Here is a 26,203-nt window from a genome sequence, read left to right on the forward strand (position 1 = left end):
GTCAGCCGCCCAGTCTGCCGAGCTCGGAACTGACGGTGTTGGCACCCTGCTTGACCTCGCGCAGGTACCAGGGCTGGACGGGCGTCCCGCCGCTGTTGAACCGCCAGGTGCCGCGCGGGCTGTCGATGTCGCCCACCCGGGCGATGGCCTCGTTGACCGATGCGGAGGTCACCGTGGAACCGGCCGCCTTGATCGCCTTGTCGAGGACCTGCGCCGCGTCCCACGACGCCATCGCGTACGTGGTCGGGGCCGTGCCGTGGGCGGCCGTGTACGCCGGTGCGAACTGCTTGTTGGCGGGATTGTCCAGGTCAGCGCTGTAGTTGAGCGCGGTGAGGATGCCGTTGGCCGCGTCTCCCTGTCCCTTGAGCACGCCGCCTTCGGTGAGGAAGCCGGGCGCGTAGAGGGGGATCTTGCCGGCCAGTCCGAAGTCCCGGTACTGCTTGACGAAGTCGACGGCCGCGCCGCCGGCGTAGAAGCAGAAGACGGCCTTCGCACCGGACTTCTCGATCTGTGCGAGGTACGGCTGGAAGTTCTTGGTGCCCGGGAACGGCGTGTAGACCTCCTCCCCCGCGATCGTGCCGCCCGCCGGGAGGAAGGTGGACTTGAAGCCCTCCACCTCGTCCTTGCCCGCCTGGTATCCCGCGGCGATCAGGAAGACCGGCCCGCCGGCCCGCTCGGCCACGTGCTTGCCGAGCGCCTTGCCCGGTTCGTCGTTGACGTACGAGGTGCGCCAGATGTACTTGGTTCCGGTGAGCGTCGTGGGTGAGGCGTTCGAGCCGACGAGCGGGACCTTGCCGGTTTCGAACAGGTCCTTGACGCCGTTGATGGTGGCCGAGCTGACCACGCCGCTCACCGCGAGCACCCGGTCCTGCTTGACCAGCTTCTCCGCTGCGGCCTTGCCCGAGTCGGCCGTCTCCCCCTCGTCCGCGACCACGATCTCCACCTCACGGCCGCCGAGCTTGCCTCCGTGCTGCGCCACGTAGAGCTCGAAGCCCTGCTTCATGTCGTCGCCCAGCGCCTTGTAGGTCCCCGACTGCGGGACGAGGAGCCCGATCTTCACGGGCCCGCTCTGCTGGTCCTCACCGGTCCCGAGGCTCGCGCCACCACATGCGGTGGTCAGCAAGAGCGCCGTCGATGCGGCGACCAGACCAACGGGACGAAACCGACCTGCCATGGGAACTCCGTACGTTGTCAACCAGCCCTGAAGGGCGGGATGTTGCTGATGAGATCGCCGTGGGGAGTCCCAGGCGCGGAAGATCCGGCGCTCAGGTCCAGGCCTGGCCTCCGGTCGAGGTGACACGTGTCTATCGCGCCTTTGCGACGCTCGTCAAGACTGCGCAAGATATGCACCCACGCCCGCCCCGGCCCCCTTGACCCGCGCCCTGCGCATGGCGCAATACTGACCCTCGTCAAATTGGCGCTATAGAAATTCCGGCTACGGGCCCATGATCAGTCAGGGAGTGAAGCACCATGACCGACGATCCATCACGGCGCAAAGTCCTCAAGAACAGCGGGGTGTTGGCAGGCGCCGCACTGCTCTCCGGGGCGGGCGGCCGCGCGGCGCAGGCCTCCCCGCGCGCGGCGGCCGAGTCCTCGCCCGTCGTGGAACTGCCCTCCGGCCGACTGCGCGGGACCACGGAGGGGGGTCTCGCCGTGTTCAAGGGCGTGCCCTACGCAGCGCCGCCGGTCGGCGCCCTCCGCTGGCGGCCGGCTCAGCCCCATCCCGGCTGGCAGGGCACGCGCGACGCGACCGCCTTCGGCCCCAGCGCCCCGCAGCCCTACCGGGAGGGAGGCGACCAGGTGCTCGGCACCCACGGCTCGCCCCCCTTCGACGAGGACTGCCTCACGCTCAACGTCTGGACGCCCGCAACCGACGCCGCCAAGCGGCCGGTCATGGTGTGGATCCACGGCGGCGGCTTCATCTCCGGGTCCGGCTCGATGCCCAACTACTCCGGCGAAACCTTCTCGCGCGACGGCGACCTCGTGGTCGTGACCGTCAACTACCGCCTCGGGCCGCTGGGTTACCTCTATTTCGGTGAGGACGGCGCCGGCGGAAACTTCTGGCTCACCGACCAGCTCTCCGCGCTGCGCTGGGTGCGCGACAACATCGCCGCGTTCGGCGGCGACCCCGACGACATCACCCTCGCCGGCCAGTCGGGCGGGGCACTGTCGGTCGCGGCGCTGGCCGGCGCCAGACCCAAGGGTCGCCCGTTGTTCCGCCGCGCCATCCTGCAGAGCCCGCCGCTCGGGCTGAAGATCCCCACCCGTTCCGAATCCCTCGAGCGCACCGCCGCCTTCATGGACATCCTGGGGGCCAAGAACGTGACGGAGCTGCGGGCCGTGCCCTGGCCGCGCCTGATCGCCGCCACCTTCGAGATGTTCGGGCGCACCGGACGCTGGGGCTACTGGTCGACCCCGTTCCTGCCGGTGCTCGACGGGGTCACGCTGGACCGCGACCCCGCCGAGCTGCTGCTCGGCGGAGCCGGGGCGGACATCGACGTCCTGATCGGCTGGACCAGGGAGGAGGCCAACTTCACCTTCGCGCTGAGCGATCCGTACGCCGCCGCGACCAAGGAGCAGGTGGTGGCCAGGGCGCGGGACACCTTCGGGAACCGGGCGGAGCAGGCGTACACCGCCTACCAGGAGGCCCGGCCGGGCGCCCGCCCGGTGGACGTACTGATGGACCTGATCACCGACGACCTGTTCCGCATGCCCGCCGTGGCGCTGGCCGAGCGGCGCGCGGCCCGCGGACGTCCGGTCTGGGCCTACCAGTTCAACCTTCCGACGCCCGCGCACGGCGGCCGGCTCGCGGCCGCGCACTGCCTGGAACTGCCGTTCGTGTTCAACAACTTCGACAAGTGGTCACAGTCGCCCTTCCTCGCGGGGCTGAACCCCAGGGTCCGTGACGGTCTCGCCTCCACGATGCACACGGCGTGGATCTCCTTCATCCGCACCGGCGACCCCAATCACCACCCCGTGCCGCAATGGGGTCGCTACGACCAGGACACCCGCACGACGATGGCCCTCGACTCGGTCACCACCTCCGTCGGCGACCTCGCGGGCTACTGGCGTCGCCTGCACCATCCGGCAGGGCGGTAACCGGTCATCCTCCGGGGGTCGCCCCGACGGGGCGGGCGACCCCCCACAGGTCTCGCGGACTCGGTCGGCGAGCACCTCCTCCAGCCACCGGAAGGCAAACGCCCTGCTCGTAGCCCTGGGCAACTGTGATGTCCAGCAGGTGAGTTACTGGCCGGAAGGCATGGAACGGTGCGCACCGCTCCGGTACCTTTCCGTCACGTCGCCGCCACACCCGGGGCACAGGGCCCCATGGGACTTGCGGCGCGAAGGACCCGACACCTGTTGACGACATTGACCGAAGTCTTCACAGTCCGGCCGTACACCCCGCACTGCCAGGTGATCCACACCGAAGGCGATCACGCCGTGATCGGCATCTCGCCGGGCAACAGCTACTTCTCCGCCCAGCGCGTCCTCGACCTCGCCCAGTGGGGCATGCGCAACTTCGCGCAGGTCGATCTCATCTACACCGACCTGCACGTGGCCGAGATGTACGAGGCCCTGGGCTACGACCCCGACGAAGCCCGGCGCAAGGCGGTCAAGAACCTGCGGGGCGTCCGTGCCAAGGTCAACAACGCGGCGGCCGAAGCCGATCCCACCGGCACCCGTTTACGCGCCCGTCCCATGTCCGCCCTCACCGACATCCCCGCGTACCGCGCGCTCCACGCCCACCTGTACGACCTGCTCGACACCGACCCGGAATTCCGCAGCACCTGCAATTCCCTGGTCGACGCGTTCCTCTCCTCCAAGGTGCTGGGCGGCAAGACCGCCACCACCCGGCAGCGCGAGGTCTGCCTGCAGTACGTCTGCGCCGAAGCGCCGCTGTTCCTCGACACCCCCGCGATCCTCGGGGTGCCCTCCTCCCTGAACTGCTACCACCAGCTCCTGCCGATGGCGGAACTGCTCTACTCGCGCGGCTCCGGCCTGCGCGCCTCCCGCAACCAGGGCCACGCCGTCATCACCCCCGCCGAAGGAGCCACCGATGTCCACTGAGACCCTCCTCGACTTCCCGTTCTCCGCGCGCGGCGACCAGCTCCCCCACCAGGTGGAGGAGCTGCGCGACGAGCCGGTCAAGCGGGTCCGCACGATCGCAGGGGACGAAGCCTGGCTCGTCTCCTCCTACGAGCTGTGCAAGCAGGTCCTCGAGGATCCCAGATTCAGCCTGAAGGACACCTCCGCCCCCGGGGTGCCCCGCCAGTACGCGCTGACGATCCCGCCCGAGGTCGTCAACAACATGGGCAACATCACCGGCGCCGGGCTGCGCAAGGCCGTCCTGAAGGCGATCAACCCCAAGACCGACGGCCTCACGGATTGGATGCGCGCCGAGGCCTCCACCCTCGTCGACGGCATCCTCGCCCACGGGGCGCCGGTCGACCTGCGCGGCCAGTTCACCAACCCGTACGCCGAGAACCTGCACTGCCGCATCCTCGGCATCCCGCAGGCCGACGCCCCGCGCCTGGCGTCCAGCCTCGACATCGCGTTCATGAACTCGGCCTGCCCCGTCACCGGTGCCAAGCTCAACTGGGACCGGGACATGGCCTACATGGTCGAGCGCCTGGACGATCCCGCCACCACCGGGCTCGTCGCGGAGCTGGCGGCCCTGCGTGAGGACCCCCAGTACGCCCACCTCACGGACGAGATGCTCGCCACGGTCGGGGTGACCCTCTTCGGCGCCGGCGTCATCTCCACCATGGGCTTCCTGACGATGGCCATCTTCTCCCTGCTCCAGAACCCGGACGTGTGGGAGCAGTTGCGGAAGGCGCCGGAGAAGATCCCGGCCGCCGTGGACGAACTCCTGCGGGTCAACCTCTCGATCGCCGACGGCCTGCCCCGTCTCGCCCTGGAAGACCTCACCCTCGGGAACGTCGAGGTGAAGAAGGGGGAGCTCCTCCTCGTGCTGGTCGAGGGCGCCAACACCGACGCGGCCGTCTACAGCGACCCCCACGTCGTCGACATCGACCGGGAGAACGCGGGCACCCACCTCTCCTTCGGCGGCGGACAGCACTACTGCCCCGCCACCGCCCTCGGCAAGCGGCACGCCGAGATCGCCATCGAGGTGCTCCTGGAGAAGATGCCCCGCCTCCAGCTCGCCGTACCGGTCGACCAGCTCGTCTGGCGCACCCGGTTCATGAAGCGCATCCCCGAGCGGCTCCCCGTCCTCTGGTAGCAGGGCGGTGGGACGAGGGGTCACGGCCGGACCTTCCGGCCGGGGCCCCGCGGTGTGCCGGCACACCGGCACACCGCACACCGGCGGGGCCGGAGGGCGGGTCAGTCCTCGGTGCGGCCCAGGTCGGGGCGGGCGCGCAGCTCCACCGTGCGGGTGGCCGAGGCGTGCAGTTCGAGGACGGTGATCTCGTTGCGCCCCGCCCGGAGCACCGGGGCGGGGACGTACAAGGTGGCCTGTGCGCCGCGGGACCAGTACCTGCCCAGGGCGAAGCCGTTGATCCAGACGCTGCCCTTGGTCCAGCCGGGCAGGGCGAGGAAGCCGTCGGCCGGCTCCTCGATGTCGGCGTACCCGCGGTGGAAGGCGGGGCCCACCGGCGGCGCCACCGGATCGAAGGCGCCGAAGGGCAGCCCGGCGAGGTCGGCGGGATCGTCCAGGGGCAGGGCCCGGCTGGTCCACCGTTCCGGGGCCAGGCCGTTGACGAGGACGCGGCCGAGGAGTCCCTTGCGGTCGTGGATGCCCGGGCCGTAGTTGACCCGCCCCTGGTTCTCGACGAGTACGGACAGCCGGGCTCCGGGGCGGGGGACGGTGAAGGCGAGGGCGTGCTCGTGGCTCTCGCGTTCGAGTACGCCGACGGGCTGTCCGTCCACGAAGACCTGCGCGCGGTCGCGCACGTCCTCGACGGACAGCACGGCCGGGCCGCGGGCCGCCAGCAGGGTCTCGTACAGGACGAAGCCGAAGTCCTGGCCGAGTTGCTCCATCGTGAGCGGCCGATCGCCCTCCACCGGTCCGCCGAGGAGGTCCGCGTACTCCAACAAGGCTGCGGAGTCGGTGAGTTCGACCGGACCGTGGTCGATCTTCGCGCCGGGGGCGGGCACCGGCCCGTCGGGGACGGGGCCGTACTTCGCGAGGACCTCCCGGAAGGCCGTGTACTTGGCCGTGGGGTCGCCTGCCTCGTCCAGGAGCGCGTCGTAGTCGTACGAGGTGACCGTGGGCCGGTACGTTCCCTTGTCGTTCGCGCCGTTGGTGAAGCCGAAGTTCGTTCCGCCGTGGAACATGTAGATGTTCACGGAGGCGCCGGCGGCGAGCAGCCGGTCGAGGTCGGCCGCGGCGTCCTCGGCGCCGCGCACGGTATGGGGTCCGCCCCAGCGGTCGAACCAGCCGATCCAGAACTCCGAGCACATCAGGGGTCCTTCGGGCACGTGCGCGCGCAGCTCCGTGAGCCCGGCCTTGACCCTGCTGCCGAGGTTGACGGTGCTCAGTACTCCTTCGAGGCTGCCGCGCGCCAGGTCCGCGGGCTGGTCGCAGGTGAACAGGGGGACGTCCACGCCGTGCCGCCGCAGCAGTCCGGCCAGTTCGGCGAGGTAGCCGGGGTCCTGGCCGTAGGCCCCGTACTCGTTCTCGAGCTGGACGGCGAGCACCGGGCCGCCCCTGCTGCCCAGCCGGGACAGCAGGGGCGGCAGGAGCACGCCGAGGTACTCGTCCACGGCCCGCAGGAAGCGCGGATCGCGGCTGCGCAGTGCGATGCCCTCCTCGGCGAGCAGCCACGGGGGCAGACCGCCGCCCTCCCACTCCGCGCAGATGTACGGGCCCGGGCGCAGCAGGACGTACAGGCCTTCGGCGGCGGCGAGGTCGAGGAACCGGGGCAGGTCGAGACCCCCGTCGAGCCGGAACTCCCCGCGTCGCGGGGCGTGGAGGTTCCACGGGACGTAGGTCTCGACCGTGTTGAGGCCCAGCAGGCGTGCCTTGTGGAGCCGGTCGGCCCATTGCTCCGGATGGACGCGGAAGTAGTGCAGTGCACCGGAGACGATGCGAAACGGCCGGTCGTCGAGACGGAAGCCGTCTACGGCGATCTCCAGTCGGGGCATGCCGTGCGCTCCTAGGGGAGGAGGGGAGGGGTGAACGGGGTCAGTTCAGCGGGCGGCACAGCAGGGCGTCGGGGACCCCGCCGTGGTTCCATTTCCAGGTGTAGGCGACGCCGGCGATGTATTCGGTGTCGTTGCACTGGCCCTTGTACTTGCCGGGGGCCCAGTCGCTGGCGTTCGAGCCGCCGGTGGCGGGGCGGTTGTCACCCTTGTCGAACCAGAGCAGGCGGTTCGTGACGGGCAGGGTCGCGGCGGCCGGGGCGCAGAGCAGGGCCGACATGGCGTTGCTGCGGACGCTGTAGCCGACGGCGAAGGAGTTCGCGGGGCACTGCAGCTTGTTGTAGCCGCTCGCCCAGTCACCCCCGGTGACGAATCGCTCGTCCGTGACCGTGGTCCAGGAGCCGCCCGCCTTGGGGGGTCCGCCCGCGTCGGTGCACAGGCCCCGGCCGGAGCTGCGGGCCAGGCCCGTCAGCCGTTCGGTGTCCGGGCAGTTTCCCTTCCGGTTGCCCGGGGACCAGTCCGCCTTGGCGAGCATGACGGCGGAGACGTTGTAGTCGGTGTGGTCGAGGTCGAGCATGTTCCAGTGGCTGACCTGCGGTACCTGGCCGGTCCGGCCGCCGGTCCCGACCAGCCTGTTCCAGTCGTCGGCGCGCCAGTCGCCGCCGTCCTGGATGCCCTGGCGGGCACCGGTCGCCCCGTAGGACAGCAGGGCCCAGTTGTCCATCGGGGCTCCGGCCGCGTCGGTCCAGCCGACGAGGGGCCAGATCGCGAAGTCCGTGTCGTTGGCCACGAGGATGTCGGTGAAGTTGTGCAGCCAGGCCTTTTCCTTGGCGTTGTCGGAGCCGCGGCCGCCGGCCCCGAACTCGCTGATCCACACCGGAGCGGTGAAGTGCTGGCCGGCCCGGGTGACGAACAGTGCCTCGGAGTCGACCACCTGGGCGAGCTGCTGGGGGGTGAAGTCCTGGTAGCGGGGGTCGTTGGTGGATCCGGGTCCGCTGCCGGCGCCGGTGTTGGCGGGGCCGGTGTAGGCGTAGAAGTGCGCGGAGTAGACGAGCTTGCCCGATGCGATCAGCGTGTGGGAGAGGTTGGCCACCGGTGTCAGCTGCGGGCGTCCGTGCGGGAGTCCGGCGAGCGGGATGCCGTACCAGTTGATGCCCTCCATGACGATGAGCAGGTCGGGGGCGGCGCGCAGGATCCGGTTCCCGGCCTCTTCGTAGGCCGCGTAGGCGTCGTGGTCGTCGTACCAGCCCCAGTTGGGGTCGTCCCAGGTGTCGCGGCGCACTTCGTTGCGCAGGTCGGCGCCCACCACCCGCTTGTCCGCCTTGTAGCGGTTCGCCATGAACACCCAGTCGTCCACCCACTGCTGGGTGCTCTGGCTGCTGTTCCAGCGTTCGTTGCCGTCCAGTCCGCAGCAGAAGCGGGCGGTGGTGGTGTGGTTGTTGAGGATGACGGCGAACCCGTCGGCGGTGAGCGCCGCGATGACCGCGTCGAGCACCTCCAGCGGGGTCTTGCCCTTCAGCTGCGGGTTCGCGGCGACCGCGGCGTCCGGGACGGGAACGGTGTCGTGGACGAGGGCGTTGGAGAAGGGCAGCCGGATGCTGTTGAGGCCCAGTTGGTGGAAGTCGGCCAGGATGGAGGCCATGGGGGCGCGGTCCAGGCCGAGGGGCATGCTGTGGGCGGATATGCCCTGGTGGTGGTTGGCGGGATCGTTGATGTCCCCGCTGCCGGTCCATGTCCCCTGGGCGCCGGCCCAGTTGCCGGCCTTGAGCTTGAAGCGGTTCCCCGCGGCGTCGACGATCCAGCGGCCCCGGGTGCTGAGCGGTGCGGTCCAGGAGGCTGCCAGTTCGGGACCGGTCAGGACGGTGGGCGCCGCCGGGGCGCCTGCCGCGACGGGGGCGGGGGCCGTCGCGCCGGCCGCGGTCGTGGTGCCGAGGAGCAGCGCGGACAGCACGGCGAGTGCCGAGGCCGCGCGTCGGAACAGTGGTGTGCCTGTCACGTTGGATCCTTCGGAGAGGGAGGATGTGCCGTGCCGTGCGGTTGCGGTTGGTTGCGGTTGCGGTTCCGTGTCGTGCTCTTGGCGCTCAGCCCTTGAGGCCGCTGGTGGCGATGCCCGCGACGATGTAGCGCTGGGCGACCAGGAACATGACGACCAGGGGGACGATCGTCACGACGGCTCCGGCGAACAGGCCGGGCAGGTTGATGGTCTGCGAGGTGAGGAACGTCGACAGGGCGATCTGGGCCGTCCAGGCCGACGGGTCCTGTCCGATGACCAGGGGCCACAGGAAGGAGTTCCAGCTGTCGATGAACGCCAGCGCGCCGAGCGAGGCGAGCATCGCCCCCGAGTTGGGCAGGGCGATCCGGCGGTAGAGGCCGAACCAGCCGAGCCCGTCCAGCCGTCCGGCCTCTTCGATCTCGGCCGGGAACTGGAGGTAGAAGTTGCGGAACAGCAGGACGGCGAAGGGGTTGAACAGGCCGGGCACGATGATGCCCCACAGCGTGTTCACGCCGCCCAGGGAGCCGACCACGACGAAGGTCGGTACGAAGGTCACCGATCCGGGGATCATCAGGGTGGCGACCACCAGGCCGAGCAGGACGCCGCGTCCCGGTACGGGGATCCTGGCGAAGGCGTAGCCGGCGGCGGAGGCCAGGAGCGTGGAGACGGGGGCCGTGACGAGGGCGATCACGGTGGAGTTCGCCAGCGCCCGGCCCATGGACAGGGTCGGGTCGCCGAAGAGCGCGGAGAAGTTCTCGAAGTGCATCGTCGACGGCCACCAGGTCCAGTGCGGCGACGTGATGCCCCGGGCGTCCATCAGGGAGCCCCGAAGCATCAGGTAGAAGGGTGTCAGGAAGGCCGTCGTCAGCAGGCCCACCAGCAGTCCGCGCGCGCAGAGGCGCAGCGCTGCGGACAGTCTCGCTGCGGACAGTCTCGCTGCGGTCGTCACGGGCGGTTCACCCCTCGCTCCTGCCGAATCCGGTGAAGCGCCCCTGGATCAGGGTCACCCCGACGATGAGCGCGGTGAGTACGAAGGCTCCGGCCGATCCGAGTCCGTAGTCCTGGCTGCCCATCGCCGTGTTGTACAGGTAGCCCAGCGGGGTCTGGACGGGGGCCGAACCGGTCCCGGAGAGACCGCTGTTGAAGAGGTTGTAGAACTCGTCGAAGGCCTGGAAGGCGGCGATGAAGAGCAGCATGAGCACGGCGACGGAGGTGTTGCGCAGCATCGGCAGGGTGATCCTGCGCAGCAGCCGCAGGCCGGTCGCGCCGTCGAGGGCGGCGGCCTCGTAGAGATCTTTGGGGATGCCCTGGAGGCCGGCCAGGAAGAGCACCATGTAGAAGCCGACCTGGAGCCAGAGCCGGAGGGTGACCAGCACGATCCAGTACAGCGGTGGCGAGGTGGTCTGCAGCCAGGGGACCGGGTCCATGCCGAACCAGCCGCCGAGGGTGTTGGCGATGCCGGACGGGAGCCCGTTGAACAGGCACATCTTCCACAGCAGCGAGGCGGCGACGTAGGACACGGCCGCCGGGATGAGGAAGACGGTGCGCAGCGCCGCCCGCCCCCGCCGGATCCGGTGGACCAGCAGGGCGAGCCCGAGGGAGGCGGCGAAGGTGACCGGCACGATGAAGGCGGTGAACAGCAGGATCTGTGTCAGGGAGCCGCGGAACGCCCCGTCGGAGAGCAGGGCCCGGTAGTTGTCCAGCCCCACCCACCGGCTGGGAGCGATGGTGCCGCGCGCGTCGCTCAGGCTGAGCAGGAAGCTCCAGCCGATGGCGACGTACTTGAAGACGCCGAGGCCGATCAGCATCGGAGCGGTGAGCAGCGCGAAGGCGATCCAGGCGGAGCGGCCGGCGCGGGGACGGCCGGCGCCGGGGCCCGAGCGGCGGCCCGAGCTGGGGCGACCGGCGCCGCGGCGGCCCGCGCGGAGGCCGCCCGCGCGGGCCGCCCCGGCCACGGACCGCCGGGACGGTCCCGGCCGCCCGGACGGCCCTGTGGTTTCCGGTGCGGGGAGCATCAGCCGCGCTGCTTGTCGATGGCGCCCTGGGCCTGCCTCACCGCGTCCGCCAGGACCTCGGCGGGGACCCCCTGCCCGCCGGTGATCTTCGCGGCGGCTGCCGAGAAGGCGGAGCTGACGGCGGTGTCCCAGGTGCCCGGGTTGGACTTGCCGTACTTGGAGGCCAGTTCCACGGCCTCCTTGGCGGCTCCGTCGGTGAGCTTCGCGGCCCCCGCCGCCACGGACTTGCGGGGCGGGACGTGGAACCCGTAGCTCTCGGCCCAGTCCTTCTGCAGGTCCGTCTGCCGGATCCACAGCCACTGGACGAACTTCTTCGCGGCGTCCACGTTCTTGCTCTTGGCGTTGACGCAGCTGGTCCAGCCCCCGACGCGCACGACGGGGGTGCCCCCGGCCTTGAAGGCGGGCCACGGCAGGACGCCGAAGTCCTCGCCCAGCGCGGTCTTGACGGCGGGCATGGCCCACAGGCCGCACCACTGCATCGGAACGACGCCCTGGACGAGGGCGGACGGGTCCCACCAGTCCGTGGTGAATCCGAGGAGCAGGGACTTGTCCTCGTGCAGGCGCCGCAGGCCGTTCAGTGCTTCCAGTGCCTGCGGGGAGCCGAAGGCCACCGTGCCGTCGGTGACCAGGTCGCCGCCGTTCGAGCGGACGGCGAGGATCGGGCTGTCGCCGAGGCCGTCGTTGCCGAGGAACAGGCCCTTGCCGGACTTGGTGGTGAGCGCCTTGGCCGCCGCGACGAGCTCGTCGAAGGTGGTGGGCGGGGTGATGCCGGCCTGGGACAGCACGCTCTTGCGGAAGTACAGCATCATGACGTCGTCGATCATCTTGACGCCGTAGAGCTTGCCGTCGACGCCCACACCGGCGATGGCGTTGTCGTTGAAGTCCGGCCTGTCGCTGCCGTAGATCTCGTCGAGGGCGGCGATCTGGCCCCGGCGGGCCAGGCTCTCGCTGAAGTCGCCGATCTCGAAGACGTCCGGTGCCGAGTCGGTGAGCAGGGTCGCGTTGAGCTTGCCGGAGTAGTCGCCCGGAACCCAGGTGACCTTGACGGCGATGTCCGGGTGGGCCTTGGTGAAGGCGGTCGCGTAACGCAGTGCGGCCTGCTGCGTGCCGGCCTCGCCGTACGCGTGGAACCAGACGTTCAGGGTGGTCTTCGCCTGGCCGGAGGCACCGGCGTTCGGGTCGGTGGAGCAGGCGGTGGTCACCACCGCTCCGGCGACGATCATCAGTGATCCGCCGAGAAAACGCCGTCGGCTAAGCTCGGTTCTGTGCGCGCTCATGTCGCATCCTTCCGTGAGGGTAGGCGGGATGTGGGTGTGTCCGGCCCGGTCCGGCCCGGTCGGTGCCCTCCATCAGTGCTTGCCGGCAGTGAGGGGCACCGGCCGGGTGGGCCGGGTGCGGTACGCGTGGTGCGCCGCTACGGGAGTGCCGCGGCGGCCGTGCTCGGTGGGAACAGCGCCTGGACCGCCACCGCGGCGGCCCCGCGGGCCCACTCCTCCCAGGGGAGCGGGCGCAGGGACAGGGGGCACTTGACCGCGGCCCCGAAGGCGTGTGCCGCGTAGGCGTCCTTGATGTGCTGTCCGAACAGGTCGTAGGTACCGGCTCCCTCGCCGCTGACCACGACGCGTTCCGGGCCGACGAGGTTGACCAGGGTGGCGATGCCGACGCCGATCGCGCGGCCCGCCCGGGCGAAGGCCTCGCGGGCCACGGGGTCCCCGTCGCGGGCCATCTCCACGGCCCGGTCGAAGCCGAGGTCGGCCGCTCCGGTCCCGCGGCGGACCGCTTCGAGGATCGCGCCGGTCGAGGCGATGGCCTCGACGCAGCCGACCGCGCCGCAGCGGCAGCGCGGACCGGCCGGGTCGACGGGGATGTGCCCCATCTCCCCGGCCACTCCGTAGGCGCCGGTCACCAGCTCTCCGTTGACGACGAGCGCGGAGCCGATCCCCGCGCCGATCGTGACCAGCGCGAAGTAGCCGGTGCCGACCCCCTCCCCGAACCAGTGCTCGGCAAGGGTCAGTGCTTTGACGTCGTTCTCGACGGTGACCGTCAGGCCGGTGGTGCCGGCCAGCGTCTCGGCGAGCGGTACGTCGCGCCAGCCGAGGCGGCCGGAGAAACGGACCCGGCCGCCGCCGCGGTCCACGTCGCCCGAGACCGCGATGCCCAGGTGCCGGGTGCGGTCCCGGAACGCGGTGTCGGTGTCCAGCAGTTCGTCGACCAGATCGGTCAACAGTCCTGCAACAGAGCTCGGTTCATGGCTGTCGAGGGTCCGTTCGGCCGTGGCCCGGACCCGGGCCCGCAGGTCGCACACCACACCGAACAGCCGGTCGTCGCTGATCTTCACTCCGACGAAGAACTCCCGGTCCGGGGTGACGGCCAGCGGGTTGACCGGACGGCCGGCCCCGGGAGCGGTGCGCTCGGGCGGGAGTTCGTGCAGGTACCCGTCGTCGATGAGCGGCCGCGCGGCCTTGGTGATGGCCGTCGAGGAGAGCCCGGTCCGGCGCGCGAGCTCCACCCGGCTGAGGGGGCCCTCGGCCAGGAGCAGGGCGAGGACCGCCGTTTCGGCCGGTGCGGAGACCAGGGGTGGCTGGGAGTGGTTTCGAAACACGGGTGCAACGTAGAGCAAATAAATAACTTCGTCCAGTATTGATTTCAACCCGGGGTCCGCCCTAGCCTCTGGCCAACTCCTTGCCCGTGTACGGGCCTTCGACCTCAGGGGACCTCTTCGTGCCTGCCGCGCTCCCGCCCGTCACCTTCGACCCCGCTTCCGGCATCGCCGTGCTCCGCACCCCGAACAGCGTGTACGCCCTGCGCATCGGCCCCGACGGCAGCCCGCGGCACTTGCATTGGGGCGCACCGCTCGACACCGCCGCCCTGACCCTGCTGCCGGAGGCCGTCTCCCCCGCCGCGAGCAGCTTCGAGGCCGGGGCCGCGGCGGACGAGCTGGCTCCGCAGACCGGGGCGCGGTTCGGTCCGGCGGGCCTCCAGGTCCGCTTCGCCGACGGAACCGTGGGCGCCCAGTGGGAGTTCGCCGGACACCGCATCGACGGCGGCGAACTGCGGCTGTACCTCGCGGACCGCCACTATCCCCTGCGCACGGAGCTCTGCTACCGCGTCCGGCCGGGCAGTGACGTCGTCGAACGCTGGGTGGAGCTCACGCACACCGGAGCCGGGGTCGAGGCCGAAGCCGGGGCCGAATCCGGGGCCGGAGCCGGGGTCGAAGCCGGTCCGATCACCGTCGACCGGCTGGACTCCGCCTCCTGGACGGCCCCGACGCTCGCCGACTACCGGCTCAGCCACCTCACGGGCGGCTGGAACAGCGAGTTCCAGCTGCACCGCGACCGGCTTCCCGTCGCCGAGACCGTCCTGACCAGCCGCCGTGGGCTCACCGGCCACCACGCCAGCCCCTGGCTCGCCCTCGACGACGGCGCCGCGACCGAGGAGCGGGGCGAGGTGTGGAGCACCGCCCTCGCCTGGAGCGGAAGTTGGCGCATCACGCTGCACCGCGACGCGGTCGGCCGCACCACCTGGACGGGAGGGTTCGGCCACGAGGGGCTGCGCTGGACCCTGGAACCGGGCGGCAGCCTGAGCACCCCCGTGTTCGCCGGGCTCTACACCCCGCACGGCTTCGGCGCGGCCAGCCGGGCCTGGCACGGCTACGTCGCGGACCACGTACTGCCGGAGCCCGAACGGGAGCGGCCCGTCCTCTACAACTCCTGGGAGGCCACCGGCTTCGACGTCGACCAGGCCGGCCAGATCAAGCTGGCCCACCTGGCCGCCGGACTCGGCGCCGAGCTGTTCGTCCTGGACGACGGCTGGTTCGGCGCACGGCGCGACGACCGGGCCGGGCTGGGCGACTGGACCCCGCGCCCCGAGGCCTTTCCCGAGGGGCTGCGCCCCCTCGCAGACGAGGTCCACCGCCTCGGCATGACCTTCGGTCTGTGGGTGGAGCCCGAAATGGTCAACCGGGACAGCGAGTTGTACCGCGCCCATCCCGACTGGGTCATCCACTCCCCCACCCGGGAGGCGACCGAACTGCGTCATCAGCTCGTACTGAACTTCGCCCGGCCCGAGGTAGAGGCCTGGGCCCAGCGCACCCTGGACCGTCTCGTACGCGACCACGGGGTGGGCTGGCTCAAGTGGGACGCCAACCGCGCCTTCACCGAGGCCGGCTGGGAGGGGAACCCCGATCCCGACCGGCTGTGGATCGACCACACCCGGGCCGTCTACCGCGTCATGGACCGGCTGCGCGCCGGCCACCCGGGCCTGCGCATCGAGGCGTGCGCGGGCGGTGGCGGGCGCGCCGACCTCGGCATCCTGGCCCGCACCGACCAGGCGTGGACCTCCGACAACACCGACCCCGTCGACCGGATCGCGATCCAGGACGGCTTCAGCCAGCTCTTCCCGGCCCGGACCATGGCCGCGTGGGTCACCGACAGCCCCAACACGGCCACCGGCCGGCGCACCCCGCTGCGCTTCCGGTTCCACGTCGCCATGTCCGGCGCCCTCGGCCTCGGCGGGGACCTGACGGGCTGGTCCGCCGAGGAACTCGACGAAGCGGCCGCGCTCGTGGCCCAGTACAAGCAGATCCGCCCGCTGGTCCAGTACGGGATCCAGCACCGCCTCAAGGGCGCGGGCGGGGTGACGGCCGTCCACTACGCCGCCGGGGACGGTGGCGAGCACGCCGTGCTCGCCTGGCGGCCCGCGACCCGGTTCGGCCACCGGCCCGCCCCCCTCGGACTGCCCGCACTGGACACCGGCGCCCACTACCTGGACCCGGACCGGGACCAGGTGCACAGCGGCGCCGTCCTGGTCCACCGCGGCATCGAGCTCGCGCTGCCCGCCGGGGACTACGCGAGCCGGCTGATCCGGCTGCGCCGCATCACCCCCTGACCCTGCGGACCGGCCACCGCGCCCCACGCAGAGACCCGCACCCACCCACGGACACCCTGGACCGGACCATGCACACTCACCACGTTCTGGTCGTCGGCATCGACGGCGTACGGCTCGACCTGCTGCCGCAGCTCGACACCCCCCACCTCGACGGGATAGCCGACGCGGGGTTCCTCGCCCCCGTCGAGATCGACGAGGCCACACCGACCATGTCCGGGCCCTGCTGGGCCACCATCGCCACCGGGGTCACCGTCGCCAAGCACGGGGTGTGGGGGAACCGGCTCGACGGCAACCGCCTCGACGTCTTCCCGGACTTCACCACGCGGCTGGCACTCGAATGCGGGCGGCGCACCTTCGCGGCCGGCGGCTGGTCCCCCTTGTTCCTCGCCCAGCAGGGCGGCCCGCTCTTCACCGCCCCCAGCCGGCTGAGCTTCATCGCCCCCCGCGCGGACACGCCGGAGGCCTGGGAGGAGGCGGACGAGGCCGTGACCGCAGAAGCGGCGCACGTGCTGGGCTCCGGGGAGGAACTCCACGCCTCCTTCGTCTACCTCGGCGCCGTCGACGAGACCGCCCACTTCCTCGGCTGTGGCGAGGAGTACCGCCGGTCGATCGAGACGGCGGACCAGCGCCTGGGCCGCCTCCTCAAGGCCGTGCGCGACCGGCCGGGCCACCCCGGGGAACAGTGGACGGTCATCGTGGTGACCGACCACGGACACCGCGACGAGGGGGGCCACGGGGGGCGCAGCGAGCTGGAGCGGACCGCCTGGGTGGCCGCCTGCGGGCCGGGCCTGGCGGCCGGCGTGACGCCGCCGGCTGTCCGGCACACCGATGTCGCCGCCCACGTCTACGCCGCGCTGGGCATCGGCCTGGACGCCCACTGGACACTGGACGGCACGCCCTTCACCGCCTGAGCGGGCCGGCCGCCGGGGCCGGGGCACCTGGACTGCTCCCGGGGCCCGGGCTCCGGCATGCTCGTGCCCGCGCTCCGGGCCTGGGCTCCGGCCCGCGCCCCGGCCCCGGCCCCGGCTACAGATCCAGCCGGGGCCGGCCCCGGCTACAGATCCAGCCGGGGCCGGCCCCGGCTACAGCTCCAGCCGGCGCGCGCCCGCCGCCGGGGTCGCGGTGAGGAGGCGGGGCAGCCGGTGGCCGGCCGCCGCGAAGGCCGCCGTGACGGCCCCGCCCACCGCGTCCTCGCGCCCCGCCTCCACCAGCGCGATGACGGAGCCGCCGAAGCCGCCTCCCGTCATCCGGGCACCGAGGGCTCCGGCGCCCAGCGCGGCCGTCACGGCGAGGTCGGTCTCCGGGCAGGAGACCCGGTAGTCGTCGCGGAGCGAGGCGTGACCGGCCGTCAGGATCGGGCCGAGAGCGGCCGCGTCGCCCTCCCGGAGCCGGGCGACCGCCTCTTCGACCCGGCCGTTCTCCGTCACCACGTGGCGGACCAGCGGTACGAGTTCCGCCGGGAGCTCGTCCAGGGCCCCCGCGAGGTTCCCGGCGGGCAGATCCCGCAGGGCGCGCAGGCCGAGCAGCCCGGCCGCCCGTTCACAGCCCGCGCGCAGGGCCGCGTACGCCCCGTCGCCCAGGTCGTGGGAGACCCGGGTGTCGATCACGAGCAGGACGAGTCCCTGCCCCGGGAGGTCGAGGGGGACCTGCCGGTGGAGTTCCGGGGTGCGGGCGTCGAGGTGGAGGGCGGCGCCGGTGGTGCAGCACACGGAGGCCATCTGGTCCATGATCCCGCAGGGGACGCCGGCGAAGGCGTTCTCCGCCCGCTGGGCGATCCGGGCCAGTTCGGGCCCGGGCAGCCGCAGTCCGTACAGCTCGTCGTGGGCGACGGCGACCGCGCACTCCAGCGCGGCGGAGGAGGAGAGGCCCGCGCCGGTGGGCACCGTGCTGTCGAAGTGGAGGTCCGCGCCACCGACCGGGTGTCCCGCCTCGGCGAGGGCCCAGACCACTCCGGCCGGGTACGCGGCCCAGCCCGGCACCGCTCCGGGGACCAGGTCCGCCACGGCGAGCTCGGTGATCCGGCCGTCGCCCTGCGCGCTGTGCAGCAGCAGTCGGCCGTCCGTACGGGCGCGGGCGGCGACCAGGGTGGTCTGCGGGAGGGCGATGGGGAGGGCGAACCCGTCGTTGTAGTCGGTGTGTTCACCGATCAGGTTGACCCGGCCGGGCGCCGCCCAGATCCCGTCGGGGGCGCCGCCGTAGAGCTTCGCGAAGGCGGCCGCGGCCTGCTCGGTGCGGCTCATGCCAGGGCCTCCCGCAGGCGTCGCGCGGCCGTCTCGGGGGCCACGTCGTTGATGAAGGCTTCCGTCCCGGACTCCGTCCCGGCGAGGAACTTGAGCTTGTCGGGGGTCCTGCGGATGGTGAACAGCTCCAGGTGCAGGGCCAGTTCCTCGCCGTGGGTGCGGGGGGCCTGGTGCCATGCGGAAATGTACGGGGTGGGGGCGGGCTCGTGCAGCCGCCCGGCCTCCGCCTCCCTCTCCGTCCTCGCCTCCGTCTGCGGTACGGGGAACAGCCGGTCGAAGCGGCGCAGCAGGTCGAGGTAGACGGAGGGGAACTCGGCCCGCTCGGCTTCGGTGAGGCAGGTCAGGTCGGGGACCCGGCGGTGCGGATAGAGGTGGACCTCGTACGGCCAGCGGGCGGCATGGGGGACGAAGGCGGTCCAGTGCTCCCCGGCCGTCACCACCCGCTCGGTGGCGGTGCGGGCCCTGCTCAGCAGGTCCTCGAAGAGGTTGCGGCCGGTGGCGGCGCGGTGCGCCTGCGCGGCGGCCGTCATCTTGGCGGTGCGCGGCGTGACGAAGGGGAAGGCGTAGATCTGGCCGTGCGGGTGGGCGAGGGTCACCCCGATCTCGGCCCCCCGGTTCTCGAAGCAGTACACCTGCTCGACGCCGGGGAGCGCGGAGAGCTCGCCGGTGCGGTCGGTCCACGCGTCGAGCACCAGCCGGGCGGCGGCCGGGGTGAGGTCGGCGAAACCCGCGTCGTGGTCGGGGGTGAAGCAGACGACTTCGCAGCGTCCGGCCTCGCCCGCGAGGGAGGGGAAGCGGTTCTCGAAGACGGCCACCTCGTAGTCGGCGGCGGGGATCTCGCTGAGCCGGCCGTCCCGGGACGGGCAGAGCGGGCATTCGCCGGCGGGCGGGTGGTAGGTCCGGTTCTGGCGGTGGGAGGCGATGGTGATCCAGTCGCCGGTGGCCTCGTCCCGCCGCAGTTCCGGCCGGCTGTCCACCGGATCCAGTGGGCGCAGGTCGGGCGCGTCGCGCACGGCACCTTCGTCGGTGTCGAAGTAGATCAGTTCGCGGCCGTCCGCGAGTTTCGCGAGGGTCTTCTTCACCCACCGAGAATAAACACTCTCGAACATTTTCCACCAGCCCAAACCGAGGTTTCCCCCAGACTCCAACAACATGGTCGTGTTATCTTGCTGCCTTCTGACCGGTTTCGCCGATTCCCGGGAGCGACCCGTGGCCGAGCAGGCTGCCCAACTGGCCCACCAGCGACGCGCTCTCATCCTCGACGCCGTCCGGCGCGAGGGCGCGGTACGGGTGGCCGACCTGGTCGGGCAGTTCGGCGTCTCGGACATGACCGTCCGCCGGGATCTGGACGCCCTCGCCCGGCGCGGCGTCGTGGAGAAGGTCCACGGCGGAGCCGTCGCCCCGGCCGGGGCGAGCGGGCACGAGCCCGGCTTCGAGGCCAAGTCGGACCTGGAGGGCGATGCCAAGGCCGCCATCGCGGACACGGCCGCGGCCCTGGTGGAACCGGGCAGCGTGGTCGCGGTCTCGGGCGGCACCACCGCACACGCCGTCGCCACCCGGCTCCTCGGGGTTCCCCGGCTCACCATCGTCACCAACTCCCTCCCCGTGGCGGAACTGGTGTGGGCCGACGGCCGCGACCGCGGAGCCGGCGCCCCGACCCTGCTGCTCACCGGCGGCTCCCCGACCCCCTCGGCCGCCCTGGTCGGACCGCTCGCCGACCTGGCGATCGGCTCGCTCCACGTGGACCTGCTCTTCCTCGGCGCGCACGGGGTGGCGCAGGGCGCCGGCCTGACCACCCCCAACCTCATGGAGGCCCAGACCAACCGCGCCCTGGTCGCCTCGGCGCGCCGGGTCGCCGTCGTGGCCGACCACAGCAAGTGGGGGGTGGTGGGGCTCAGCGGGTTCGCGGCGCTCCACCAGGCCGACTGGTTCATCACCGACGCGGGCCTGCCCGCCCCCGCACGCGCCGCCCTCGCGGAAGAGGTGGGCGAGCTGCTCGTCGCGGGCGAGGAGCGGCACTGAGTCCGCCCCCGGATCAGGCCCCGGGCTCCGCGGGGGCCGGTCCGGTGGTCGCCCGGATGACCAGTTCGGGGTCGAAGAGCAGCTCCCCCGTGGGCACGTCCCGGTTGCTGACCAGCGCCAGTACGCTGCGCCCGACCTCCAGGGCGAGCCGGTCGGCGGGCTGGCGCACCGTGGTCAGGGGCGGGTCGGTGAACTCGGTGATGGACGAGCCGTCGTACCCCACGACCGATACGTCCCCGGGCACCGCCCGTCCCTGCCGGCGGATGCCCCGGATCGCCCCGAGGGCCATGTAGTCGCTGGCGGCCACGATCGCGGTGGCGCCCAGGGCGAGCAGCGGGCCGACGGCGGCCTGGCCGCCCTCCACCGTGTACGACTGCCGGATCACCCAGCGCTCCGGCTCCTCGATGCCCCGCTTGGCCATGGCGTCGAGGAAGCCCCGCACCCGACGGTCCGCGGGCTGGTTCCCGGCCGGCCCGGAGGCCATCCCGATCCTGCGGTGACCGAGTCGGTGCAGGTGGTCGACGGCCAGCTCCGCGGCGAGCGCGTCGTCCGTCGAGAAGACCGGGGTCGCCACCCCGTCCGCGAACTCGCCGTTGATTCCGACGTACGGGACCCTGCGCTGGCGCAGCAGTTCGTACGTCTCGGTGTCGGCGCCCTCGACCGTGTTGGAGGCGGAGAGGAAGACGACGGCCGCGACGCCCTTGTCGACGAGCGCGGAGATGAAGTCCCGTTCCTGGACCCCGCCCGGGAAGGCCGGGCACAGAATGGTCTTGAGTCCGTGCGGGGCGAGCGCCGACTCGATGCGCTCGGCGACGTCGGCGAAGAACGGATTGGACACGAACTCGGTGATCACCGCGACCAGTTGGCCCTGGGTCTGCCGTTCGTAGCCGACGTCCGCCATGGCCTGTTCGACCGCGTCCCGGGTCTTCTTCGACACGCCCTGGCGTCGGTTGATCACCCGGCTCACGGTCGCCTCGCTGACCTGGGCGCGAGCAGCGACCTCGGTGATCCCGACCTTCATCGCGGTCCTTCCGTGCTCGTGAGCGATACCAGCCCCCCGCGCGGCACCGCCAGCGAGCGTGCTCCCTCCGGCAGGTACGACGGCGGACCGTCCATGATACGGCCGTCCGGCCCGTGGACCACTCCCCGGACCTCGCTCCCGCCGCCCAGCACCTCGACCATCACCCGGTCCCGGTCGGAGCCGTTGACCAGGTCGAAGCGGCGGTACGCGGAGAAGTCCAGCGGGACGACCCGGTCCCCGTGCACGCTCAGCAGGCAGTGGTCCCCGGCGCTCACCCGCACCAGCGGGTACAGCTCGTCGGGCCGGCCCGGTTCCACCTCCCCGTCCAGCAGCAGTTCCCGGTGCACCCACCACTGCGCCAGCCAGAACCCGATCGCCTCCCGGTGCGCCGCGGGTACCCGGTCCAGCCGTACGGAGATCTGCGGCACCGAGTGGAGTGCCCCGATCAGCTGCCGGGCCACCGTCGCCACCGGCGCGTCGGGTGACCACAGGAGCATGTCGGAGTGGACGGCCCCGCCGACGGCGAGCAGCGAGGTGTCGAGGGTGCGGACCCGGTTCGCGGTGGCGTCCGCGGGACAGTCGAAGGAGCGCAGCATGTTGCCGAAGGGGGCCATGCCGGGTCCCGTGTAGGGCTGGCGCAGCTCCAGCAGCACGCCGGGGCGTACGGTCTCCAGCGCCGCGCGGAGTTCCGTCAGCAAGGCCACCATGGCCTGTCCGACGTCGCCGGCGCCGTCGCCCGCGTAGACCATGGCCTGCTCGAGGAAGTCGAGCTTGAGTCCGTCGAGCCCGTACGCCCGGACCAGCCGGACGCAGAGCCCGACGACGTGCGCGCGCACCTCGGGGCGGCGGGGGTCGAGCACGTGCGCGCCGGGCACGCCGGACGGGGCGGGCGCGCAGGCGGCCCAGCGGTCGTGGCAGGCGGCTCCGGAGCCCAGGAGCAGGGGTGCGACCCAGGCGAGGTAGCTCAGCCCGTGGGCCCGGACCCGGGCCACGTGCCCGGCGAAGTCGGGGAACTTGGCCCGGTCGGGCTCCCAGTCCCCGCAGCCGGCGTAGCCGCGCCCGTGGCCGCCTTCCTGCCAGCCGTCGTCGAGGATCAGTGCTCCGCAGCCGAGTCCGGCGGCCAGTTCGGCCTGGGTCTCGACGGCGGGGGCGCTGACGTCCTGGTTGAAGGCGTACCAGGTGGAGTAGACGGGGGTGCGGGCCGCGTCGGGCACCGGCGCCGGGGCGAGCTCGGCGTCGAACCAGGAGCGCAGGGCCCGCATGGCCCGTGCCACGGTGGGTGAGCGGGGGGCGAGCAGGATCCGGTGGGCCTGCCGTGCGGGCGGCAGGCGGAGGTGGACGACGTGGGTGTCGTTCTCCTCGGAGACCCCGAAGCGGAGCTCCGCCTCGGGTACCGGGTCGGTGGCGGCGAAGGTGAGCAGGGTGGCGCCGCCGTGGTCGTAGAGGCAGCCGGCGGCGTGTCCGTCGACCAGCGAGACCCGGGAGCGGCCCTCCCAGTCCGCGAGGAGGGTGCGCTGCCAACTGCCCTGCGGGTGCCAGTATCCGGCGGCGTCGCCGAGGGGGACGGAGAAGCGGATCTCGACGGGGACGCCGTCGGCCCGTACCTCCAGCATCCGCAGTCCGCCGGGGAGTTCGGCCAGTTTCCAGGTGGGGTGGACGCCGGCGGCGTGGGCGAGGACGGCGAGCGAGACCCCGTCGAGCAGCGGCTCCTCGGCGGCGGGTGCGAGCCCCGCGGTGGTGACGGGATCGACGGTGGTCTCGGCGGTGGTCACGGTCACTCCTTCACGGCGCCGGCGAGCAGGCCGGACACGAACTGGCGCTGGAGCGCGAGGAATACGAGGGCCATCGGGATCGCGGCGGCCGCGGTTCCGGCGAGGATCGCTCCGTAGTCGGTCTCGTCGAGGCCCTGGAGGGAGGCGAGGGCCACGGGGACGGTGAACGTGGCGCTGTCGCGCAGCACGATCAGCGGCCAGACGAAGTCGTTCCACTGGTACAGGAAGAGGAAGATCGCCAGGGCGGCCAGCGCCGGTTTCATGGGCGGGAGCACCACCTTCCAGAACAGCCGCAGTTCGCCGCAGCCGTCCATGCGCCCCGAGTCGAGGAGCTCGTCGGGGAGCGCGGCCATCGACTGGCGCATCAGGAAGATGCCGAAGGGCAGGGCCAGGTTGGGCATGATCACGGCCTGGTAGGTGCCCAGCCAGCGCAGTTCGGCCATCAGCTGGAACAGCGGTACGAGGGTGACCTGGGCGGGGACCACGAGTCCGAGCATGAGCAGTCCGAACAGCGGTTCGCGGCCGCGGAAGCGGTACTTGGCGAAGCCGTAGCCGGCCAGTGTGCAGACGGCGCCCGCGCACAGGGTGTAGATCGATGCGATGAGCAGGGAGTTGAGGAGCACCCGGCCGAACTGCGCGGTGTCCTGGAGGGTCTGGAGGTTCTCCGCCAGATGGCCGCCGGGCAGCAGTGGCGGCGGGCTGTCGAAGATCTCCCCGGAGCTGTGCGTGGCGGCGACCACGAGCCAGTAGAAGGGGATCAGGACGGCGGCCAGCGCGATGGCGAGTCCGGAGGTGAGCAGGATGCTCCTGCCGCGGTGACGGGCGGCGGTCATGACTTCTCCCCCAGGAAGCGGAACTGGATCACGCCGAGGATGCCGATGAGGACGGCGAGGGCGTAGGCGATGGCGGAGGCGTAGCCGAAGTCGAAGTATTTGAAGGCGTTCTGGTAGAGGTACACGCCGATGGTCAGGGTGGCGTTGTCCGGGCCGCCGCCGGTGAGCACGTACGGCTCGTCGAAGATCTGCAGGGTGCCGATGGTGGACAGCACCGTGGTGAGCAGCAGGGCGGGGCGCAGGCCCGGCAGGGTGACGTGGCGGAAGGAGGTCCAGGCGCCGGCCCCGTCGACGGACGCCGCGTCGTACAGCTCGGCGGGTACGGACTGCAGGCGGGCGAGCAGGATCACCGCGTTGTATCCGGTGTAGTGCCAGGTCAGCGCCAGGCCGAGGGAGACCTTCGCCCACAGGGGGTCGGTCAGCCACGGCACGGGGTCCAGGCCGGCGAGGCCCGTGAGCCAGTTGACCAGCCCGTAGTCCTTGTTGAGGAGGACGGAGAAGATGATCCCGTAGGCGACCAGCCCGGTGACCATGGGCAGGAAGAAGCCCAGCCGGAAGACCGTGCGGCCGCGCAGCAGCGTGGAGTCGAGGGCCACGGCGAGTCCGGTGGCGAGGGCCAGCATGACCGGGACCTGGACGGCGAGGATCACCGCGGTGTTCTTCAGGGCGGTCCAGAACAGCGGATCACCCATCAGCCGCGTGTAGTTGTCGGCGCCGACGAACCGCTCGGTCCCGCCGACGGTCTTGTGCAGGCTGATCACGAAGGACCGGCCTATGGGGTAGAGCTTGAAGGCGGCGAAGAGGAGCAGCGCGGGCAGGACGAAGAGGTACGGGGCCACGCGCCGGCGGGGCCGGGTGCGCGGGGCCGCCCCCTGGGAGGGGACGGCCCGGGTCTCGCTGCCGGTGAGCGTGACGGTCATCGGGAGACCTTGCGTCCGGTCTGCTGGGCGAGCTGGTCGGCGGCCTCCTTGAGCACCTTCGCCGGGTCGGCGCCGCCCAGCAGCACCTTGGACTGGGCGTCGGTGACGAGCTTGAGGGCGCGGGCGTAGTCGGCGGTGTAGTTGAAGGCGGACGAGGGTGCCTTCAGGGCCTCCAGGAAGACCTCGCCCTTCTTCTGGCCGCCGAAGAAGGGGGACGGCTCGTGGAAGACCGCGTCGTCGTACGCCTTCATCAGGGCGGGGGCGATGCCCTTGCCCTTGTAGATCTGCACCTGGGAGGCCGGGCGGGTGAGGACGAACTCGATGAAGGACCAGGCCGCGGCCTGGTGCTTGCTGGCGCCCGCCACGGCGAGGTGGGTGGAGTTGACCGTGGCCGCCGTCGAGCCGCCCCGGCGGACGGCCGGGGGAAGCCGCACCTTCCACTTCCCGGCCTCCTCGGGCACCTGCTCCTGGATGATGCCGCCGAACCAGGTGGGCATGGGCAGGACGGCCGCGGTCCCCTGCTTCAGGGAGCTCATCAGCGCGTTCCAGCCGCCGGCGAGGTCGCTGACCAGGCCGGCGTCGTTCATCGTCTTGATGAGGGTCATGGCCTTCACGGCTTCCGGGGAGTCGAGCGTGATGTCCCCGGCGAGGCTGAAGTAGAAGGAGCCCTGGAGCTGGAGCAGCATCTGGAAGAAGTTGGCGGCGTCGGCCTGTGAGGCGGGCTTGTCGATGCCCAGCAGGTGGGCGCCGGTCTTCGCCTTGATCTGCTTTCCGGCTTCGATGGTCTCCTCCCAGGTCTGGAGGGCTCCGGCATCGACTCCGGCCTTCTCGAAGAGGTCGGCCCGGTAGTAGAAGCCCGCCGAATTCGCTTCCCAGGGGAGGGCGTTGACGCGCTTGCCGTCGGGGGACACGGTCTGCCACATGCCTTGTGCGAAGGCGTCGCGGTAGGCGTTCGCGCCGAGCGGGCCGAGGTCGGCGAGGCCGCCGGGGAACTTCTCCACGTAGCCCGGCAGGTAGTCGACGCCGATGTGCAGGACGTCGGCAAGGCCCTGGCCGCCGGCGGCGAGCCCGGTGGTGATCTTGTCCCAGATCGCCGGGTTGCCGATGTCCTCGACCGTCACCTCGATCCCGGGGTACTTCTTGTTGAACTCCGGCACGAGGGCCTTCATTTCGGCGGCGGGACCCTGCCAGGACCAGACCGTGATCCTGCCCTTGTCCTGCTCCCCCGCGGCTCCCGCGGTCCCGCCCTGACCCGTGTCGCCCGTTCCGGAACAGGCGGTCAGGCCGGCGAGTCCGGCCCCCGCGGCGATCGCGCCACCCATCTGCAGCACTCTCCGACGTTCCAGTTCCATACCTGACCCACCCCTGCTCGCACCGTTGCGGAAGCCGACTGGCC

The 26,203-nt window shown here is 71.8% G+C and carries 20 protein-coding genes; 6 read left to right on the forward strand and 14 right to left on the reverse strand.

What is annotated here, in order from left to right:
• Nucleotide 1: 1 nt before the first annotated feature.
• Nucleotides 2–1,174: an ABC transporter substrate-binding protein gene (locus OG898_RS33060; protein ID WP_250741895.1), complete on the reverse strand. Its 1,173-nt coding sequence runs from the start codon at nucleotides 1,172–1,174 to the stop codon at nucleotides 2–4.
• Between the two features lie 296 nt (nucleotides 1,175–1,470).
• Between OG898_RS33060 and OG898_RS33065 the strand changes: the two genes are divergently transcribed.
• The 3 genes from OG898_RS33065 to OG898_RS33075 all read left to right on the forward strand — a co-directional run bounded on the left by OG898_RS33065 (nucleotide 1,471) and on the right by OG898_RS33075 (nucleotide 5,242).
• A complete protein-coding gene (locus tag OG898_RS33065; RefSeq protein WP_266961956.1) occupies nucleotides 1,471–3,099 on the forward strand; it encodes a carboxylesterase/lipase family protein in 1,629 nt (542 codons plus the stop codon).
• Nucleotides 3,100–3,360: 261 nt separating this feature from the next.
• Nucleotides 3,361–4,068 (forward strand): tRNA-dependent cyclodipeptide synthase, encoded by a 708-nt coding sequence (locus OG898_RS33070; RefSeq protein WP_250741897.1) that lies wholly within the window; start codon nucleotides 3,361–3,363, stop codon nucleotides 4,066–4,068.
• Nucleotides 4,058–5,242 carry a cytochrome P450 gene (locus OG898_RS33075; protein ID WP_266961958.1) on the forward strand — a complete coding sequence of 395 codons (1,185 nt, stop codon included), beginning with the start codon at nucleotides 4,058–4,060 and terminating at the stop codon, nucleotides 5,240–5,242. The genes OG898_RS33070 and OG898_RS33075 overlap by 11 nt, the downstream gene beginning before the upstream one ends.
• Nucleotides 5,243–5,343: 101 nt before the next feature.
• Here OG898_RS33075 and OG898_RS33080 read toward each other — a convergent pair whose 3' ends face one another.
• The 6 genes from OG898_RS33080 to OG898_RS33105 form a co-directional block, all read right to left on the reverse strand.
• Nucleotides 5,344–7,107 carry a beta-galactosidase family protein gene (locus OG898_RS33080; protein ID WP_266961960.1) on the reverse strand — a complete coding sequence of 588 codons (1,764 nt, stop codon included), beginning with the start codon at nucleotides 7,105–7,107 and terminating at the stop codon, nucleotides 5,344–5,346.
• A gap of 40 nt (nucleotides 7,108–7,147) precedes the next feature.
• Nucleotides 7,148–9,100 (reverse strand): glycoside hydrolase family 5 protein, encoded by a 1,953-nt coding sequence (locus OG898_RS33085; protein WP_266961962.1) that lies wholly within the window; start codon nucleotides 9,098–9,100, stop codon nucleotides 7,148–7,150.
• 85 nt (nucleotides 9,101–9,185) lie between these two features.
• Entirely contained in the window at nucleotides 9,186–10,046 is an 861-nt protein-coding gene (locus OG898_RS33090; RefSeq protein ID WP_250741901.1) for a carbohydrate ABC transporter permease, read from the reverse strand.
• 7 nt (nucleotides 10,047–10,053) lie between these two features.
• Nucleotides 10,054–11,112, reverse strand: a complete 1,059-nt coding sequence (locus OG898_RS33095; RefSeq protein WP_250741902.1) for a carbohydrate ABC transporter permease — start codon at nucleotides 11,110–11,112, stop codon at nucleotides 10,054–10,056.
• A complete protein-coding gene (locus OG898_RS33100) occupies nucleotides 11,112–12,335 on the reverse strand; it encodes an ABC transporter substrate-binding protein (RefSeq protein WP_266961966.1) in 1,224 nt (407 codons plus the stop codon). The genes OG898_RS33095 and OG898_RS33100 overlap by 1 nt, the downstream gene beginning before the upstream one ends.
• Nucleotides 12,336–12,526: 191 nt before the next feature.
• Nucleotides 12,527–13,714 (reverse strand): ROK family transcriptional regulator, encoded by a 1,188-nt coding sequence (locus tag OG898_RS33105; protein ID WP_266961968.1) that lies wholly within the window; start codon nucleotides 13,712–13,714, stop codon nucleotides 12,527–12,529.
• A gap of 119 nt (nucleotides 13,715–13,833) precedes the next feature.
• On the opposite strand from OG898_RS33105, the gene OG898_RS33110 reads away from it, so the two are divergent.
• Nucleotides 13,834–15,999 (forward strand): alpha-galactosidase, encoded by a 2,166-nt coding sequence (locus OG898_RS33110; protein ID WP_266961970.1) that lies wholly within the window; start codon nucleotides 13,834–13,836, stop codon nucleotides 15,997–15,999.
• A gap of 68 nt (nucleotides 16,000–16,067) precedes the next feature.
• Nucleotides 16,068–16,910, forward strand: coding sequence for an alkaline phosphatase family protein (locus OG898_RS33115; protein ID WP_308313425.1), 843 nt, complete (start codon nucleotides 16,068–16,070; stop codon nucleotides 16,908–16,910).
• A 171-nt stretch (nucleotides 16,911–17,081) separates the two neighbouring features.
• On the opposite strand, the gene galK is transcribed toward OG898_RS33115, so the two are convergent.
• Nucleotides 17,082–18,239, reverse strand: a complete 1,158-nt coding sequence (galK, locus tag OG898_RS33120) for a galactokinase (RefSeq protein ID WP_266961972.1) — start codon at nucleotides 18,237–18,239, stop codon at nucleotides 17,082–17,084.
• Entirely contained in the window at nucleotides 18,236–19,321 is a 1,086-nt protein-coding gene (gene galT / locus OG898_RS33125; RefSeq protein ID WP_266961974.1) for a galactose-1-phosphate uridylyltransferase, read from the reverse strand. The genes galK and galT overlap by 4 nt, the downstream gene beginning before the upstream one ends.
• A 127-nt stretch (nucleotides 19,322–19,448) precedes the next feature.
• Between galT and OG898_RS33130 the strand changes: the two genes are divergently transcribed.
• Nucleotides 19,449–20,261 (forward strand): DeoR/GlpR family DNA-binding transcription regulator, encoded by an 813-nt coding sequence (locus OG898_RS33130; protein ID WP_250741908.1) that lies wholly within the window; start codon nucleotides 19,449–19,451, stop codon nucleotides 20,259–20,261.
• 13 nt (nucleotides 20,262–20,274) lie between these two features.
• Here OG898_RS33130 and OG898_RS33135 read toward each other — a convergent pair whose 3' ends face one another.
• The 5 genes from OG898_RS33135 to OG898_RS33155 are packed head-to-tail and all read right to left on the reverse strand — an operon-like array spanning nucleotide 20,275 to nucleotide 26,129.
• Nucleotides 20,275–21,282 (reverse strand): LacI family DNA-binding transcriptional regulator, encoded by a 1,008-nt coding sequence (locus OG898_RS33135; protein ID WP_250741909.1) that lies wholly within the window; start codon nucleotides 21,280–21,282, stop codon nucleotides 20,275–20,277.
• On the reverse strand, nucleotides 21,279–23,054 hold the full coding sequence (locus tag OG898_RS33140) for a glycoside hydrolase family 36 protein (protein ID WP_266961976.1): 1,776 nt from the start codon (nucleotides 23,052–23,054) through the stop codon (nucleotides 21,279–21,281). Before OG898_RS33140 ends, OG898_RS33135 begins: the two co-directional genes overlap by 4 nt.
• Nucleotides 23,055–23,056: 2 nt before the next feature.
• Nucleotides 23,057–23,887 carry a carbohydrate ABC transporter permease gene (locus OG898_RS33145; protein WP_250741911.1) on the reverse strand — a complete coding sequence of 277 codons (831 nt, stop codon included), beginning with the start codon at nucleotides 23,885–23,887 and terminating at the stop codon, nucleotides 23,057–23,059.
• The gene (locus OG898_RS33150; RefSeq protein WP_250741912.1) at nucleotides 23,884–24,807 is read right to left on the reverse strand and encodes a carbohydrate ABC transporter permease; all 924 of its coding nucleotides are present in this window, start codon (nucleotides 24,805–24,807) and stop codon (nucleotides 23,884–23,886) included. The genes OG898_RS33145 and OG898_RS33150 overlap by 4 nt, the downstream gene beginning before the upstream one ends.
• Entirely contained in the window at nucleotides 24,804–26,129 is a 1,326-nt protein-coding gene (locus OG898_RS33155) for a sugar ABC transporter substrate-binding protein (protein WP_266962695.1), read from the reverse strand. Before OG898_RS33155 ends, OG898_RS33150 begins: the two co-directional genes overlap by 4 nt.
• Nucleotides 26,130–26,203 lie beyond the last annotated feature (74 nt).

This window comes from Streptomyces sp. NBC_00193 (assembly GCF_026342735.1).
Lineage (GTDB): Bacteria > Actinomycetota > Actinomycetes > Streptomycetales > Streptomycetaceae > Streptomyces > Streptomyces stoeckheimensis.